Annotated in this window: 19 protein-coding genes; 13 read left to right on the top strand and 6 right to left on the bottom strand. The window is 64.5% G+C overall.

Going from position 1 to position 16,065, the window contains the following annotated elements; translation table 11 throughout:
* Positions 1-19: 19 nt before the first annotated feature.
* The 5 genes from IE126_RS04350 to IE126_RS04330 all read right to left on the bottom strand — a co-directional run bounded on the left by IE126_RS04350 (position 20) and on the right by IE126_RS04330 (position 3,214).
* Complete coding sequence (locus IE126_RS04350) at positions 20-448, bottom strand: DUF3429 domain-containing protein (protein WP_054300783.1); 429 nt, start codon at positions 446-448, stop codon at positions 20-22.
* The gene (locus IE126_RS04345) at positions 445-1,053 is read right to left on the bottom strand and encodes a LysE family translocator (protein ID WP_108128122.1); all 609 of its coding nucleotides are present in this window, start codon (positions 1,051-1,053) and stop codon (positions 445-447) included. The genes IE126_RS04350 and IE126_RS04345 overlap by 4 nt, the downstream gene beginning before the upstream one ends.
* Before the next feature lie 66 nt (positions 1,054-1,119).
* A complete protein-coding gene (gene ispH / locus IE126_RS04340; protein ID WP_054300781.1) occupies positions 1,120-2,076 on the bottom strand; it encodes a 4-hydroxy-3-methylbut-2-enyl diphosphate reductase in 957 nt (318 codons plus the stop codon).
* A 63-nt stretch (positions 2,077-2,139) separates the two neighbouring features.
* Complete coding sequence (locus IE126_RS04335; RefSeq protein ID WP_229825217.1) at positions 2,140-2,577, bottom strand: YqaA family protein; 438 nt, start codon at positions 2,575-2,577, stop codon at positions 2,140-2,142.
* Between the two features lie 58 nt (positions 2,578-2,635).
* Positions 2,636-3,214, bottom strand: a complete 579-nt coding sequence (locus tag IE126_RS04330; RefSeq protein WP_189380252.1) for a LabA-like NYN domain-containing protein — start codon at positions 3,212-3,214, stop codon at positions 2,636-2,638.
* A gap of 138 nt (positions 3,215-3,352) precedes the next feature.
* Here IE126_RS04330 and folK point away from each other — a divergent pair, with 138 nt between their 5' ends.
* From folK to IE126_RS04270, 12 genes are all read left to right on the top strand, one after another.
* On the top strand, positions 3,353-3,922 hold the full coding sequence (gene folK, locus IE126_RS04325; RefSeq protein ID WP_189380353.1) for a 2-amino-4-hydroxy-6-hydroxymethyldihydropteridine diphosphokinase: 570 nt from the start codon (positions 3,353-3,355) through the stop codon (positions 3,920-3,922).
* A gap of 90 nt (positions 3,923-4,012) precedes the next feature.
* Positions 4,013-4,372, top strand: a complete 360-nt coding sequence (gene rpoZ, locus IE126_RS04320; RefSeq protein ID WP_054300777.1) for a DNA-directed RNA polymerase subunit omega — start codon at positions 4,013-4,015, stop codon at positions 4,370-4,372.
* A gap of 31 nt (positions 4,373-4,403) precedes the next feature.
* Positions 4,404-6,521 carry a RelA/SpoT family protein gene (locus tag IE126_RS04315; RefSeq protein WP_054300776.1) on the top strand — a complete coding sequence of 706 codons (2,118 nt, stop codon included), beginning with the start codon at positions 4,404-4,406 and terminating at the stop codon, positions 6,519-6,521.
* A gap of 22 nt (positions 6,522-6,543) precedes the next feature.
* Positions 6,544-7,236 carry a DUF2062 domain-containing protein gene (locus IE126_RS04310; RefSeq protein WP_108128125.1) on the top strand — a complete coding sequence of 231 codons (693 nt, stop codon included), beginning with the start codon at positions 6,544-6,546 and terminating at the stop codon, positions 7,234-7,236.
* A gap of 25 nt (positions 7,237-7,261) precedes the next feature.
* Positions 7,262-8,011, top strand: coding sequence for a pyridoxine 5'-phosphate synthase (locus IE126_RS04305; RefSeq protein WP_108128126.1), 750 nt, complete (start codon positions 7,262-7,264; stop codon positions 8,009-8,011).
* Positions 8,012-8,081: 70 nt separating this feature from the next.
* Positions 8,082-8,507 (top strand): holo-ACP synthase, encoded by a 426-nt coding sequence (gene acpS, locus IE126_RS04300; RefSeq protein WP_054300774.1) that lies wholly within the window; start codon positions 8,082-8,084, stop codon positions 8,505-8,507.
* 77 nt (positions 8,508-8,584) lie between these two features.
* Positions 8,585-9,373, top strand: coding sequence for a signal peptidase I (gene lepB / locus IE126_RS04295; protein WP_054300773.1), 789 nt, complete (start codon positions 8,585-8,587; stop codon positions 9,371-9,373).
* Complete coding sequence (gene rnc, locus IE126_RS04290) at positions 9,370-10,059, top strand: ribonuclease III (RefSeq protein WP_189380251.1); 690 nt, start codon at positions 9,370-9,372, stop codon at positions 10,057-10,059. The genes lepB and rnc overlap by 4 nt, the downstream gene beginning before the upstream one ends.
* On the top strand, positions 10,052-10,960 hold the full coding sequence (era, locus tag IE126_RS04285; RefSeq protein WP_054300771.1) for a GTPase Era: 909 nt from the start codon (positions 10,052-10,054) through the stop codon (positions 10,958-10,960). Before rnc ends, era begins: the two co-directional genes overlap by 8 nt.
* Before the next feature lie 3 nt (positions 10,961-10,963).
* Positions 10,964-11,296 (top strand): DUF1491 family protein, encoded by a 333-nt coding sequence (locus IE126_RS04280; RefSeq protein ID WP_189380250.1) that lies wholly within the window; start codon positions 10,964-10,966, stop codon positions 11,294-11,296.
* Positions 11,297-11,359: 63 nt separating this feature from the next.
* Positions 11,360-12,082, top strand: coding sequence for a DNA repair protein RecO (gene recO / locus IE126_RS04275; protein WP_054300769.1), 723 nt, complete (start codon positions 11,360-11,362; stop codon positions 12,080-12,082).
* A gap of 106 nt (positions 12,083-12,188) precedes the next feature.
* On the top strand, positions 12,189-13,406 hold the full coding sequence (locus IE126_RS04270) for an MFS transporter (RefSeq protein ID WP_189380249.1): 1,218 nt from the start codon (positions 12,189-12,191) through the stop codon (positions 13,404-13,406).
* 41 nt (positions 13,407-13,447) lie between these two features.
* Here IE126_RS04270 and IE126_RS04265 read toward each other — a convergent pair whose 3' ends face one another.
* Entirely contained in the window at positions 13,448-15,112 is a 1,665-nt protein-coding gene (locus IE126_RS04265; protein WP_189380248.1) for an acyl-CoA dehydrogenase family protein, read from the bottom strand.
* Positions 15,113-15,277: 165 nt separating this feature from the next.
* Here IE126_RS04265 and IE126_RS04260 point away from each other — a divergent pair, with 165 nt between their 5' ends.
* The gene (locus tag IE126_RS04260) at positions 15,278-16,045 is read left to right on the top strand and encodes a sulfite exporter TauE/SafE family protein (protein ID WP_229825215.1); all 768 of its coding nucleotides are present in this window, start codon (positions 15,278-15,280) and stop codon (positions 16,043-16,045) included.
* Positions 16,046-16,065 lie beyond the last annotated feature (20 nt).

The raw sequence follows: 16,065 nt of genomic DNA, 5'->3' as shown, positions 1-16,065 counted from the left end.
CTTTCCTTGGACGCCCGCCTTACAGCGCCGCGCTCAGGGATGCCAGAACCCCGACGGTGAGCCAGAGCCGCAGCCGCATCCACCAGGCCGGGGCCAGCCCTTCGTTCCAGAACCAGAAATCGAACACCAGCAGCACGGCATATCCGGCCATCAGGGCAAGGATCGGATAGGGGTGCCCCGGCGCCAGCGCCAGAAAGGCCCAGAGCGCGGGCAGGGCCGAAAGGATATAGGCGACCCAGGCCTCGCGCCCTTCGGCCCGTGTGGCAAAGCCCCACAGGGCGCCGGACAGGAAGCACAGCATGACGACACCGTAATGCACCAGCATCCGGTTGCCATCTGCCAGCATCGCGAGCAGCGGATGCGCCACCGGCCAGCGCGCCAGTGACGCCCCGGCCAGAAACGGCGTCAGGCCCAGAAGCCCCAGAACGGCGACCGGCTGCGGGATCATGCCGCCCGCTCCATGGCCAGTTTCAGGCCGAGGCCCGCGAAGGACACGGCAAATGCGCGGCGCATCCACGTCATCACCCGTGCACTGCCCAGAATGGCCCGACGGCCCGAGGCGGCAATGATGGCGTAAAGCAGGAATGTCACGAAGGTCATGGCAGCAAAGCCAAGGCCAAGTTCGATCATCTGTCCCGGCGTTGCGCCGCTGGTCGGCAGGAACTGCGGCAGGAAGGCCACGAAGAACAGCGGCAGCTTGGGGTTGAGGATGTTCAGCATCACCCCGCGCGCGACGATGCGGGCCGTGCTGGCCGGGGCGGCGGGGGCAATATCCATCCCGCCCCGTCCGCGCAGGACCGCCCAGGCCATCCACAGCAGATAGGCGACGCCCGCATATTTCACGGTCTGGAACAGCACCGCGCTGGTCAGCAGGATCGCCGCCAGACCGGCCAGCGCGACGACCATATGCAGGATGGTGGCCAGCGTGCAGCCGGTGGCGGCCCAGATCCCGGCACGGAATCCGCCGCCAAGGGTGACCGACAGCGTGTAGACCACGCCGATACCGGGGCTGATGCAGACGATGAAAGCGGTCACAAGAAATTCGGGCGACATGGAAACCTCCGCTGTTTGCGACAGACTAGGCACTCGCGCGGTGGTGGCAAGCCCTTGGATGCGGGTTCACTCGGCCATGCGCAGGATGCGGGGCACCTTGAACTCCACATGCTCCTTCGCGGTTTCCACCAGTTCGACCGTGGTGTCGAACCGTGCCCGGAAGGCATCAATGACCTCGTTCACCAGCACCTCGGGGGCGCTGGCACCTGCGGTGATGCCAACGGCGCGGATGCCCTCCAGCGCGCGCCAGTCGATGTCGGTGGCACGCTGCACCAGTTGGGCATAGGCGCAGCCATTGGCGCGGCCCACCTCCACCAGACGCCGCGAGTTCGAGGAATTGGGAGCCCCGATCACCAGAAGCGCGTCGATCTGCCCGGCAATGGCCTTGACGCTGGCCTGCCGGTTGGTGGTGGCATAGCAGATGTCTTCCTTATGCGGCCCGATGATGGCCGGAAACCGCGCTCGCAGTGCCGCGATGATGTCGGTGGTATCATCCACCGACAGCGTGGTCTGGGTGATGAAGGCGAGCTTTTCGGGATCGCGCGGGTGAACCTCGGCCACATCGGCAACAGTTTCCACCAACAGAACTTCGCCCGCGGGCAGTTGCCCCATGGTGCCGATGGTTTCCGGGTGGCCCGCATGACCGATCATGATCATCTGGAGACCGTTTTCATGATGCCGTTCAGCCTCGATATGCACCTTACTGACCAGGGGGCAGGTGGCATCGACCCAGATCATCTCGCGTGCCTGCGCAGCGGCCGGGACCGATTTGGGCACGCCATGGGCAGAAAAGATGACGGGACGGTCGTCGGGCACCTCGTCCAGTTCCTCGACGAAAACGGCGCCGAGCGCCTTCAGCCCGTCGACCACGAATTTGTTGTGCACGATCTCGTGCCGCACATAGACCGGGGCGCCCCATTTCTGAAGCGCGATCTCGACGATCTTGATGGCGCGGTCCACACCCGCGCAAAAGCCGCGCGGGGCGGCAAGGTAAAGGGTCAGCGGCGGCTTCGGGTCGGTCATCGGGGGCCTCGTTCGCGTCTGGCTTCCAGCTAAGCCCTCGGACGGCTCAGGTCCAGCCCTCCATCACGTCCAGCCCCAGGAGATGACGCCGGCGGTCAGACCGGCAAGAACCGCATAGCGCGCTGTCTTGGCAAAACCGACGATCAGCAGGAACTGCCACAGCGGCACGCGGAAGGCCCCGGCCAGCAGACAGATCACATCGCCGAGCGGCGCCCAGCTGATCAGGAGGCTCAGCTTGCCCCAGCGCCGATACCAGACTTCGGCTCGGGCGAGCTTTTCGGCAGGCAGGCGCAGACGGTGTTCCAGCGTGCGCGCTCCGCGCCCCATGGCCCAGGTCACGGCGGAGCCTGCGGTATTGGCCAGACCGGCCAGCAGGATCATCGGCACAACCGGGGCAGAGCCTGCCAGTTGCAGACCCACGAAAACGGCTTCCGATTGCATCGGCAGGGGCGTGGCCGCCAGAAAGGCGGCCAGCATAAGGCCGGCGAGGGCGAGGAACACGGGTGTCAGATCCGGGCAGGAGACCGGCCACCCTTCTGGGGAGGGGGCCGGAGCCGTGTCACTGGCCGCTGGCTTGCGGCAGATCCTCGCGTTCAACCGCGCGCGGCTCGCGCGGGGGGCGGCCGATCACTTCGCGCAGTTCATCCAGCTCGATGAAATTGTCGGCCTGACGGCGCAGTTCATCGGCGATCATCGGCGGCTGGCTGCGGATGGTCGAGACGACCGAGACGCGAACGCCCTGACGTTGCAGGCTTTCCACCAGCGGCCGGAAATCGCCATCGCCCGAGAACAGCACGATATGATCAACGCGCGGCGCCAGTTCCATGGCGTTCACGGTCAGCTCGATATCCATGTTGCCCTTGACCTTGCGGCGCCCCTGGCTGTCGGTATATTCCTTGGCCGGTTTGGTGACCATGGTGAAGCCGTTGTAGTGCAGCCAGTCCACCAGCGGCCGGATCGGCGAATAGTCGTCGTTTTCCAGCAGCGCGGTGTAGTAGAAGGCCCGCAAAAGCTTGCCCCGGCGCATGAACTCCTGCCGCAGAAGCTTGTAGTCGATATCAAACCCGAGCGCCTTGGTCGCCGCATAAAGGTTTGATCCGTCTATGAACAGCGCAAGCCGTTCGTCCTTGTAAAACATATCATTTTCCCCTCAAATGTCTCGCGCAAACAACGTGTAAACAGGTAAGGCTGTCCGGCAGGCTGCCGCGGGAAACGATAATCGATACCAAGCTGTCCGCGATTTGCACAACCTATACTTAAGAGACTATCATTGAATATGATAAAGGCAAATCAAGCTCTGATTGCATTGGGCGGAAATCTTCCTGCCGAAAATCTCCCTGTGGTTGAGGTTTTGCGCGCAGCACTTGCAGAGCTTGCGCGATGCGGTCTGCCACCGACAGCGGTCAGCCGGTTCTACAGGACGCCGTGCTTTCCGGCGGGGGCCGGACCGGATTATGTGAATGCTGCGGCGGTGCTGGACTGCGGGGACAGGACTGCGGCGGAGGTGCTGGCGACCCTGCATGCGGTCGAGGCGCGGTTCGGCCGCGAGCGGGTGACGCGCTGGGGCGGGCGGACGCTGGATCTGGATCTGCTGGCGATGGGCACGCAGGTGCTGCCGGATGCCGCGACGCAGGCGGCCTGGCGCGACCTGCCGCCGGAAGATCAGGCCCGGCAGGCCCCGGACCGCCTGATCCTGCCGCATCCGCGCATGCAGGACCGGGGCTTCGTGCTGGTGCCGCTGGCCGATGTGGCGCCCGACTGGCTGCATCCGTTACTGGGGCAGAACGTGCGGCAGATGCTGGCGCGGCTGCCCGCCGGGGATCTGGCGGATATCACGGTGATTTGACCTTGGGCGCCTCGGACGATCCTCTCTTGTCAAGGGGCAAACTTGGGCTTAAAGAGACCGTTCCATGCCCCATCCTTGACGGAGACACCCATGGCCCGCGTGACGGTCGAAGATTGCGTTGACAAGGTTCCCAACCGGTTCGAACTGGTGATGCTGGCCGCGCATCGCGCCCGCGAGATTGCTTCGGGCGGGGTTCTGACCGTCGAGCGTGACAACGACAAGAATCCTGTCGTGGCGCTGCGCGAAATCGCCGAGGAAACCCAGTCGGCCGAAAATCTGCGCGAGCGGATGATCGAAAGCCACCAGACCCAGATCGAGGTGGACGAGCCGGAAGACGACCAGATGGCCATGCTCATGGGCAATGGCGAGATGGTCGACCGCCCGGCGCAGGACGACATGTCGGAAGAAAAGTTGCTGCGCGCCCTGATGGAAGCGCAAGGCGACCGCTGATCGGCGGGCAGATACAGGCGGGCAGGGCAGCATGATCGACGTCGAGGATCTGATTGCCCTCGTCCGCAACTACAATCCGCGCACCAATGCCGATCTGATCCGCACGGCTTATGCCTATGGCAAGGCCATGCATGAAGGGCAGTTCCGCAAGTCGGGCGAGCCCTATTTCACGCATCCGGTGGCCGTGGCCGCCATTCTGACCGAACAGCGTCTGGATGATTCGACGCTGGTCACGGCACTGCTTCACGACACGATCGAGGATACCAAGGCCAGCTATGGCGATATCGCCGCCAAATTCGGCGAGGAAGTCGCCGAACTGGTGGATGGCGTCACCAAGCTGACCAATCTGCAACTGACCTCGACCGAGTCGAAGCAGGCCGAGAATTTCCGCAAGCTGTTCGTCGCCATGTCGCGCGACCTGCGGGTCATTCTGGTGAAGCTGGCCGACCGGCTGCACAACATGCGCACCATCAAGAGCATGCGCCCTGACAAGCAGGTGCAGAAGGCGCGCGAGACGATGGAAATTTTCGCGCCCCTCGCCGGCCGGATGGGGATGCAGTGGATGCGCGAGGAGCTGGAAGATCTCGCCTTTCGGGTTCTCAACCCCGAGGCGCGCAATTCGATCATCCGCCGCTTCATCGCGTTGCAACGCGAGGCCGGGGATGTGGTGCACAAGATCACCGCCGATATCCGCAACGAACTGGAAAAGGCGCAGATCGAGGCCGATGTCTATGGCCGCGCGAAAAAGCCTTACAGCGTCTGGCGCAAGATGCAGGAGAAGGATCTGGCCTTCTCGCGTCTGTCCGACATCTACGGCTTCCGCGTCATCTGCGCCTCCGAGGCGGACTGCTACCGCATTCTTGGCGTGATCCATCAGCGCTGGCGCGCGGTGCCGGGGCGATTCAAGGATTACATCAGCCAGCCGAAATCCAACGGCTATCGCTCGATCCATACCACGGTTTCGGGGCGTGACGGCAAGCGGGTCGAAGTGCAGATCCGCACCCGCCAGATGCATGAGGTCAACGAATCGGGCGTCGCCGCGCATTGGTCCTACCGCGAGGGGGTGCGGGTCCAGAACCCGTTCGCGGTCGATCCGGCGAAATGGGTGGCCGCCCTGACCGAGCGTCTGGGCGAGGAAGATCACGACGACTTCATGGAGAATGTGAAGCTGGAAATGTACACCGATCAGGTGTTCTGCTTCACGCCCAAGGGCGATGTGATCCAGTTGCCGCGCGGTGCGACGCCGCTGGATTTTGCCTATGCGATCCACACGCGGATTGGCAATTCCACGGTTTCCGCCAAGGTTGATGGCATCCGCGTGCCGCTGTGGACGCGGCTGAAGAACGGCCAGTCGGTCGAGATCATCACCGCCGAAGGCCAGCGTCCGCAGGCCGCCTGGGTCGATCTGGTGGCGACGGGCCGCGCCAAGGCGGCCATCCGGCGCGGCCTGCGCGAAGATGATCGCGGCAGGTTCGTCAAGCTGGGGCTGGAACTGGCGCGTGTGGCCTTCGATCACGCGGGTAAGCGGGTGTCGGACAAGGCGCTGCGTACCGCCGCGCGCATGATGGGCCTGCCCGATGAAACCGAGCTTCTGGCCCAGATCGGTTCGGCCGAGACGACGGCGCGCAAGGTTCTGGAAACGCTTTACCCCGAATTGCAGACCGCGCAGCCCGACGAGGTGGATGTGCAGCGCCCGGTTCAGGGCCTGACGGCCGACCAGAGCTATCGCCGTGCGCCCTGCTGCCAGCCGGTTCCGGGCGAACGGATCGTGGGCATCACCTATCGCGGGCAGGGCGTGGTGATCCATGCCATCGACTGCCCGGCGCTTGCCGAATACGAGGAGCAGCCGGAACGCTGGATCGACCTGCGCTGGCAAAGCGGGCGCCATGCGGCGGTGAATACCGTGACGCTGGATGTCACCATTGCCAATGACGCGGGCGTATTGGGGCGGATCTGCACCTTGATTGGCGAGCAGAAGGCCAATATCTCCGATCTGAACTTCGTCGACCGCAAGCCGGATTTCTTCCGCCTGCTGGTCGATGTGGATTTGCGGGATGTCGAGCACCTGCATATGGTCATGACCGCCCTTGAGGCGGAAAGCGACGTGGCGCAGGTTTCGCGCTACAGGGATCTGGGCCGGAAGCCCTGAGCAAGCCGGGAAAGGCGGGGGCGTGGTCTTCAAACGGCGCAATCCAAGAAGCTACGCACAGATCGTCCGCGATCTGGTCTATCCGCGCGGGGGCATCCGCAGGTCAATCCAGTATGTGCTGCACCGGATGCGCCGCCTGCCGGATCAGCCGCACCGCATCGCCCGCGGCATCTTTGCCGGAACCTTCGTGAATTTCCCGCCGGTCTTCGGACTTCAGATGCTGCTGGCAGCGGGCCTGGCCTGGATGATCCGGGGCAATATCGTTGCCGCACTGCTGGCGACCTTCATCTCCAATCCGCTCACGACGCCCTTCATCGCCATGCTGTGCCTGAAGCTGGGCCACTGGATGCTGGGCATCGAGGCCCCGATGACCTTTATGACGGTCTATGCCGCCTTTACCGAGGCCGGGGTGCAGCTCTGGCACAATTTCAGTGCCATCTTCACCGGCGACGTGGCGCATTGGGACAAGCTGGAAAACTTCTTCTGGTTCATCTTCTGGCCCTACACTGTGGGGTCGATCCTCCCCGGGCTGGCGGCCAGCGCCGCGGGCTATTACCTGACCCTGCCGCTGATCAACGCCTATCAGAAACTGCGTGCCGCACGGCTGCGCGAAGGGGCAGAGCGGCGGAAGGCGATGAAGGGCCTTCTTCCTGCGCGGCGTGCCGCAGGGAAAACGCCCTCATCAGGGGATGACGACACGCCCGGCGCAGCCTAAGGTGCCGCCGATGGCAAGGAGAGGCATGATGACTTCGGGCAAATTGCGGCTGGGTGTGAACATCGACCATGTGGCGACGGTGCGCAATGCGCGCGGCTCGGCCTGGCCGGACCCGCTGCGCGCGGCGCTTCTTGCCGAGGCGGCGGGGGCCGACGGGATCACGGCACATCTGCGCGAAGATCGTCGTCACATCCGCGACGCCGATATGGATGCGTTGCGCGCCGGTATCGGCATTCCGCTCAACTTCGAATGTGCGGCAACGGACGAGATGCAGGCGATCGTGCTGCGGCTGAAGCCACATGCCGTCTGTCTGGTGCCGGAACGACGTGAGGAGCGCACGACCGAGGGCGGGCTGGATGTGGCAGGCGACGAGGCGCGGCTGACGCAATATATTGCCCCACTGGCCTCCGCAGGATGCCGGGTCAGCATGTTCATCGGCCATGATCCGCGCCAGATCGAGGCTTCTGCCCGGATCGGCGCTGCCGTGGTCGAACTGCATACCGGCCATTACTCTGACCTCCATGCCGAAGGGCGGATGGCCGAGGCGGAAGCCGAGCTTGCGGCACTGCGCGAGGGTGCGCGCCTGGCGGCCAGTCTGGGGCTGGAGGTCCATGCCGGACACGGGCTGACTTATGACAACGTGGCCCCGGTCGCGGCCATGCCTGAACTGGCCGAGCTGAACATCGGCCATTTCCTGATTGGGGAAGCGATCTATATGGGGCTTGGCCCCGCCATCGAGGAAATGCGCCGCCGCATGGACGAGGCGCGCGCGTGACGCCGGGCACCAGAGTTTTTGTGAGAATTTTGCAAATTCCTTTGAAGGGATTCGCGGTCCGAGGGTGGCGATGATCCTCGGCGTTGGCACCGATCTGGCCAATATCGACCGCATTGCCGCCGTGCTGGAGCGGCATGGCGACAGGTTTCGCGACCGCGTGTTCACGCCGCGCGAACAGGCCAAGGCGGCGCGGCGCAGCCGGGCTGAGGCCGCAACCTATGCGAAACGCTGGGCGGCGAAAGAGGCCTGCTCCAAGGCGCTGGGGACGGGGCTGCGCATGGGCATCTCCTGGCGCGACATGGCGGTATCCAATCTGGCGACGGGGCAGCCCGTGATGCATCTGACCGGCTGGGCGGCGGAGCGTCTGGCGGGTATGACACCGCCTGGGCATGAGGCGGTGGTGCATGTCAGCCTGACGGATGATCATCCCTGGGCGCAGGCTTTCGTGGTGATTGAGGCCCGGCCGATGGCCGCCGGGGCGCCGCCGCAAACTTGACTCCCGGCCCACCCGCGCGCATGTAGCGGCGATACCATCTGGCGCCGGTGCGCCGGCAACAGACGAGAGGCGCAGGCATGGCACGCAAGGCGAAATCGGACGGCGGGATTGTAGAGACCATCAAGACGGTGGTTTACGCCCTGCTGATCGCAGGCGTGTTCCGCACGCTGTTCTTCCAGCCGTTCTGGATTCCTTCGGAATCCATGAAGGATACGCTGCTGATCGGCGATTTCCTGTTCGTCAACAAGATGGCCTATGGCTATTCGCAATATTCCTGCCCCTTCGCGATGTGCCCCTTCTCGGGCCGGATCTTGGCCAGCGAGCCGGAGCGTGGCGATGTCGTCGTGTTCCGCCATCCGGTGAACGGATCGGATTTCATCAAGCGGCTGATCGGTCTGCCGGGTGATACGATCCAGATGAAGAATGGCATCCTGTGGATCAATGGCCAGGAAGTGCCGCAGGAACCGGCGGGCACCTTTGAAGAAATCTACGAGCCGCAGGGGCCGATGGGCAATCTTCCGCGCTGCGAGAACGGCCCGGTCGGTGCTGGCGGCATCTGCAAACGCTCGCGTTTCATCGAGACGCTGCCGAATGGCGTGAAACATGATGTGCTGAACATCGACACCAACGGCTTCGGCGACAACACCGATGTGTTCACCGTGCCGCCGGGGCATTACTTCTTCATGGGCGACAACCGCGACAATTCCACTGACAGCCGCTACAGCCAGGCTGTGGGCGGTGTGGGCATGCTGCCTGCCGAATATCTGATCGGTCGTGCCGACCGGGTGATCTTCTCCTCCGCCGGGCGGTCGATGCTGTATTTCTGGACCTGGCGTTCCGACCGTTTCTTCAAGGCTATCGAGTGAAACTGGCTGCCGATCTCCGTGCGTTCGAGGAACGTCTGGGTTATCACTTCCGCAACCCGGAACTGCTGGTGCGGGCGGTGACCCATGGCTCCATCGCCTCTGCCACCCGGCCTGACAATCAGCGGCTGGAGTTTCTGGGCGACCGGGTTCTGGGGCTGGCCATGGCCGAGGCGCTGCTGGCGGCCGACCGTGGGGCGGCGGAGGGTACGCTGGCGCCTCGTTTCAATGCGCTGGTCCGCAAGGAAACCTGTGCCGCTGTGGCCCGGCAGATCGGTCTGGGTGATGTGCTGAAGCTCGGCCGGTCCGAGATGATGTCGGGCGGGCGGCGGAAAGAGGCCTTGCTGGGCGATGCGATGGAGGCGGTGATCGCTGCCGTCCATGTCGATGCCGGTTTCGAGACAGCCCGAGACCTTGTGTTGCGGCTGTGGGGCGGGCGGATCGAGACCGTGGAAACCGATGCCCGCGACCCGAAAACCGCACTTCAGGAATGGGCGCAGGCGCGCGGTCAGGTGCCGCCAAACTATCTTGCACTTGGCCGCGAGGGGCCGGATCATCAACCGATCTTTACCGTCGAGGTGCGGCTGGAAAGCGGCGAGAGCGAACAGGCGAAGGCCGGAACGAAACGGGCGGCCGAACAGGCGGCCGCAAGGGCGCTGCTGGCGCGGATGGAGAACGGATATGGCTGACACGCGGGCGGGGTTCGTGGCGCTGATCGGCGAGCCGAATGCCGGAAAATCCACATTGCTGAACCGGATGGTGGGGGCGAAGGTCTCTATCGTCACCCATAAGGTGCAGACGACGCGCGCGCGCATTCGTGGCGTTTGCATGGAGGGGGCGGCGCAGATCGTGTTTGTCGATACGCCCGGCCTGTTCCGCCCCCGTCGTCGCCTTGACCGCGCGATGGTGGCCGCAGCCTGGGGCGGCGCGGCGGATGCCGATATCGTGGTGCTGCTGATCGAGGCGCATCGCGGGCTGACCGATGGCGTGCAGGCGATTCTGGACGCCCTGAAAGAACGCGGCGAAGGCCAGAAGATTGCCCTCGCGATCAACAAGATCGACAGGGTGAAGGCGGAAAGCCTGCTGGCGCTGGCGCAGGAGCTGAACACGGCGTTTCCCTTTGTCGAAACCTTCATGATTTCCGCTGAACGCGGATATGGTGTGGACAAGCTGCGCGAGTGGCTGGCGGGGCAACTGCCAGAGGGGCCGTGGTTTTACCCCGAGGACCAGATCGCCGACCTGCCGATGCGCATGATCGCCGCCGAGGTTACGCGCGAGAAGTTGACGCTTCGTTTACACGAAGAATTGCCCTACCAGCTGACCGTCGAGACCGAGAAATGGGAGGATCGCAAGGACGGCTCAACCCGGATCGATCAGGTGATCTATGTTGCCCGCGACGGCCACAAGGGGATCGTTCTGGGCAACAAGGGCGAGACGATCAAGGCGATCGGTCAGGCAGCGCGGGCCGATCTCATGGAATTCCTCGACCGCCCGGTGCATCTGTTCCTTCAGGTCAAGGTGCGGCCGAACTGGCTTGACGAGCCCGACCGCTATTCCGAGATGGGTCTGGATTTCCGCGACGGCGACTGAGCCATGCAGCCGCGGCTTGCCACCGATCTTTGGGTCTCCGCCTATCTTGCGCGGCTCAGGCTGGCCGACATTCCCGTCTATGTGACGGCGAAAGGCGATGCCACAGCGGGGGCCGTTGTGGTGAAATGCGCCACGCTGGACGGGCAGGCGCAGGCCTGGCAACGGAGTTATGACCTGACAGCCGACCGGCGGGTCTGGGTGATTCTGGCCGCAGGACCAGAGCGGGAGGTCGATGCCGCCATTACGCGCGCGCGGCAGGGCGACCCCGATCTGTGGGTGATCGAGCTGGAAGATCGCGCTGGCCGCAGCCTTCTGGAGGAACCGGGGCTGGATTGACGACCCGCGTTAACCGCCTCTTGGCATCTTGCCGCCATTCTGGACGCATCGGATAGTGAAGGGATGGAGTGGCAGGATGAAGGCACGCTGATCGGCTCGCGCCCGCATGGCGAGACATCGGCTATTATCGAGGTATTCACGGCGCAACACGGGCGCCATGCCGGGGTGCTGCGGGGCGGCGCTTCCCGGAAGGTGGCGGCCATGCTGCAACCGGGCAGTCAGGTCACAGTGAACTGGCGCGCGCGTCTGGACGATCATCTCGGGGTCTTTCAGGCAGAGCCTCTGCGCAGCCGGGCCGGGTTGATGGCGGATCGGATGGCACTGGCGGGGCTGAATGCGATATGCGCCATGCTGCGGTTTGCCCTGCCGGAACGTGCCGCCTATCCTTTGCTTTATGGGCGAACACAGGATCTGTTGTCCCGGCTGGACGGTGCAGGCTGGGCGGCGGATTATCTGCGCTGGGAAATGCTGCTGCTGGAGGAGACGGGGTTCGGGCTTGATCTTGCGCGTTGTGCGGTGACGGGCAGCCGCGAGGATCTGGCCTATGTCAGCCCGCGTACGGGGCGGGCAGTCAGCCGGGGCGGAGCCGGGGACTGGACGCCGCGCCTGTTGCCACTTCCCCAGGGGCTGCTGGGGCAGGGGGCCATGTCAGGCACGGAGCTGGCGCAGGGCTTTGCGATCACAGGGCATTTCCTGTTGCGGGAGCTTTCTGCCCTGCATCATGGTCGGCAGCTGCCCGAAGCGCGGGCGCGGCTGATTGATCGTCTGGCGCGAGAAAGCTCATAGCGGGCCTGCTGCCTTCTCTGGTGGAATGCTACACGCGACATCCGGTGTCGCCTCCGGTCAAGACCTGCCCACCGGAACGCGGCCAAGGTCGGGGCGGGAGACGAGCATGGCCAACAAATACATACCGCTGTTCCTGCGGCACTCGCCGACGCCGCGGATTCAGAATTTCGCATTGCTGGCCGGTCTGGAGGCGGCGGTGCGTGGCACGCTCATCTCGGTCATGCCCCTTGTGATGTATGACGCCCTTCAGGATGCGGCGGCGGTCAGCCGGGCCTATTTCGTGGTCGGGCTGATCTCGATGCTCTGGGGGCTGATGGTGCCCTGGGCCACACGTTTTGTGGCCCGCCGCTGGGTCTATACGGCGGGGGCGCTGTCCTATCTGGTGGCGATGACGCTGGCGCTGGTCGGTGGCCCGGTGGCGGTGCCGCTTGCGCTGCTGGCCATGGCGCTGGCCACAGCGACCTGTTTCGTGTGTTTCAACGCCTATGTGCTGGACTATGTGGCGCGGGCTGACCTGGGGCGAACCCAAAGCCTCCAGATGGTTTATGCCGCCGCCCCCTGGGCACTGGGGCCGCTGCTTGGCGTCTGGTTGCGGGATGCCTGGCTGCCCTTGCCCTTCCTGATCGCAGGCGGCTTTGCCATTGCGCTGCTGGTCACCTTCTGGATCCTGCGTCTGGGCAACGGCAAGCAGATCCAGCGCGCGCGCGGCCCGGCCATCAACCCGCTGGCCTATCTGGGCCGGTTTTTCCGACAGCCCCGGCTGATTGCCGGCTGGCTGTTTGCGGTGCTGCGAAGCTGTGGATGGTGGGTTTATGTCGTCTACCTGCCGATCTTCTGTATCGAGGCGGGTCTGGGCGACAAGGTGGGTGGCGTGGCCCTGTCGCTGTCGAACGGGCTGCTGTTCATCACGCCGCTGATGCTGCGGTTCGTGCAGCGCCATTCGGTACGGCGCACCGTGCGGGGAGCTTTCGCGCTGTGCATGATCACCTTCTCGGCATCCGGTCTGCTGGCGGGCTGGCCATGGGTCACCGTGCTGTGCCTTCTGGCAGGTTCGATCGGGTTGGTGACACTGGACGCTGCGGGTGGTCTGCCCTTCATGCTGTCGGTCAAACCATCGGAACGGGTCGAGATGGCGGCGGTCTATTCCAGCTTCCGGGACGTTTCCGGCGTGCTGACACCCGGTGTTGCCTGGGCTGTGCTGCTGGTGGCACCGCTGTCAGGGGTGTTTCTGGCCAGCGGTCTGGGATTCGTTGCCGCCTATTTCATTGCAGGACGTCTGCATCCCCGCCTCGGGGTGGTACGGCCATCCCGAGGCGGGGTGTAGGCACAGCCAGGGGCCATCCGGCTGCGCCCGCTCTCATCCCGTCAGTCCAGCAGACGGCGGGCGATGACCTGGGCCTGAATCTCGGCGGCCCCTTCAAAGATGTTCAGGATGCGCGCGTCGCAAAGGATGCGGCTGATCTGATATTCCAGCGCGAAGCCGTTGCCGCCATGGATTTGCAGCGCGTTGTCAGCCGATGCCCAGGCAACGCGGGCGCCCAGCAGCTTGGCCATACCCGCCTCAAGGTCGCAGCGCTTGTCGTGGTCCTTCTGCCAGGCGCTGTAGTAGGTCAGCTGCCGGGCGATGTTGATTTCGACGGCCATCATGGCGAGCTTACCCGCCACGCGCGGAAATTCAATCAGCGCCTTGCCGAATTGCTTGCGATCCTCGGCGTAGCGCATGCCGGTTTCCAGCGCCGATTGCGCCACGCCGATGGCGCGGGCGGCGGTCTGGATGCGGGCGCTTTCAAACGTCTGCATCAGTTGCTTGAACCCCTGACCGGGCTGGCCGCCCAGCAGGTTTTCGGCCTTCACCTTGAACCCGTCGAAGCCGAGTTCGTATTCCTTCATGCCGCGATAGCCCAGAACCTCGATCTCGCCGCCGGTCATGCCGGGGGTGGGGAAGGGGTTTTCGTCGGTGCCGGGGGTCTTTTCGGCAAGGAACATCGACAGGCCGCGCCAGTCAGTCGTGTCGGGGTCGGTGCGTGCCAGCAGCGTCATCACATGAGCGCGCGCGGCATGGGTGATCCAGGTCTTGTTGCCGGTAACCTCCCAGCCGTCCTCGGTGCGGACGGCGCGCGTGCGCAGGCTGCCGAGGTCAGAGCCGGTGTTCGGTTCGGTAAAGACGGCGGTAGGCAGGATCTCGCCGCTGGCGAGTTTCGGCAGCCATTGCGCCTTCTGTTCCGGCGTGCCGCCGCAGAGGATCAGTTCCGCTGCAATCTCGGACCGGGTGCCCAGTGAGCCGACGCCGATATAGCCGCGCGACAGTTCTTCGGAGACGACGACCATCGAGGCCTTGGACAGGCCGAAGCCGCCGAATTCCTCGGGGATGGTCAGGCCGAAGACGCCCATTTCGGCCAGCGCCTCGATAATGTCCATCGGGATGAGTTCATCCTTCAGGTGCCAGTCATGCGCGTTGGGGATGACCTGTTCATCGGCGAAGCGGCGGAACTGGTCGCGGATCATCTCCAGTTCTTCCTCAAGGCCGGTGGCGCCGAAGGTGGCACGGCCATGGTTGTCGCGCATCAGCGCGACCAGCGCGGCCCGCGCGGCGGGGCTGTTGCCGCCCGCCATCAGGGTTTGCGCGGCCTCGCCCGGCGCCCAGTGCAGCCCGAGGTCGGACAGACGCGCGGTTTCATTCTGCGACATCGGAATGCCGCCCGCGAGTTGCGAGAGGTATTCACCAAACCCGATCTGGAGCAGCAGGGCTTCCATTTCGCCGAAGCTGCCCTGGTCGGACAGGCGCGCGGCCCAGGCGTTCAATTGGCGGAGGCTTTCCACATAGGTGGCGAGCCAGCTGAGCGTATGGGCCGCGAATTGTTCGGTTTCCAGCGCGGCGGCGGAAATCTTGCCGCCGACGGTGACGCGGGCACGCAGCGCCTCGCGCGCGTCAGTGAACAGTGCCTCAACCTCAGGCAGGGCGGCGGCGGTCAGCGCCGTCAGATCGGCGAGACGGGGCGAATTCGGCGCGGCTTGTCCATCATGCGGCATGGCGATTCCTCGGGGTTCTGCGGTTGCGAAAGACGTAGTCTTTTCGCAGTCGCAGCGCAACAAAAATTCAAAGCATGCGTGTTGTGGGTAGGAAAGTGTCGCATCCGAATAGGCCGTGCAGTTGCCCCCCTCAACGGGTAAGCAAGGAAAAACAGGAGGGCGGGCATGGATTTCCTGATGGCGGGGCAGACGGAGGCGGTGTTCTGGGCCGCGATGGTGGTGACGCTGTTTGCGGGCTTCGTGAAAGGCGCCATCGGTTTTGCGATGCCGATGATCATGATCTCGGCCTTTTCAAGCTTCCTGCCGCCTGAACTGGCGCTGGCCGGGCTGATCCTGCCGACCGTGGTGGCCAATCTTGGTCAGGCATTCCGGCAAGGATGGCAAGCGGCGCTGGAATCCTGTCGTGCCTATTGGCGGATGATCACGGCGACGGTGGTGTTCATCGTCATTTCGGCGCAATTCGTGCGGGTCATTCCGCAGGATCTGTTCCTGTTCTGCCTTGGCCTGCCGATCACGCTGTTTGCCCTGGTGCAGCTTGCCGGGCGCAGCCTTGCGCTGAACCTCCATCACCGCAACCGAGCGGAATGGGCCTTCGGCATGGTGGGCGGGCTGTACGGCGGGATTTCCGGGGTCTGGGGGCCGCCGGTGCTGGTGTTCCTGCTGTCGGTCGGTGCCGACAAGCGCGAAATGGTGCGGGTTCAGGGCGTGATCTTCCTGATCGGCGCAGTTGTGCTGACGACGGCGCATCTGCAATCGGGGGTGCTGAATGCGCGGACATTGCCGTTTTCGATGGCGCTGATCCTGCCCTCGGTGATGGGCATGGTTGCCGGGCAATGGGTGCAGGACCGGCTGGACCAGCAGCGATTCCGCTGGTGGACGCTGCTGCTGCTGGTGCTGACGGGCGCCAATCTGATGCGGCGGGCCATCATGTGAAAAGGCCCGCCTGAGCGGCG

Origin of the sequence: Gemmobacter nanjingensis (assembly GCF_014652195.1) — a bacterium.
Classification (GTDB): Bacteria; Pseudomonadota; Alphaproteobacteria; order Rhodobacterales; family Rhodobacteraceae; genus Gemmobacter; species Gemmobacter caeni.
Note: the sequence above shows the minus strand (reverse complement) of the source record. Positions and strands in the feature narration are given on the sequence as shown.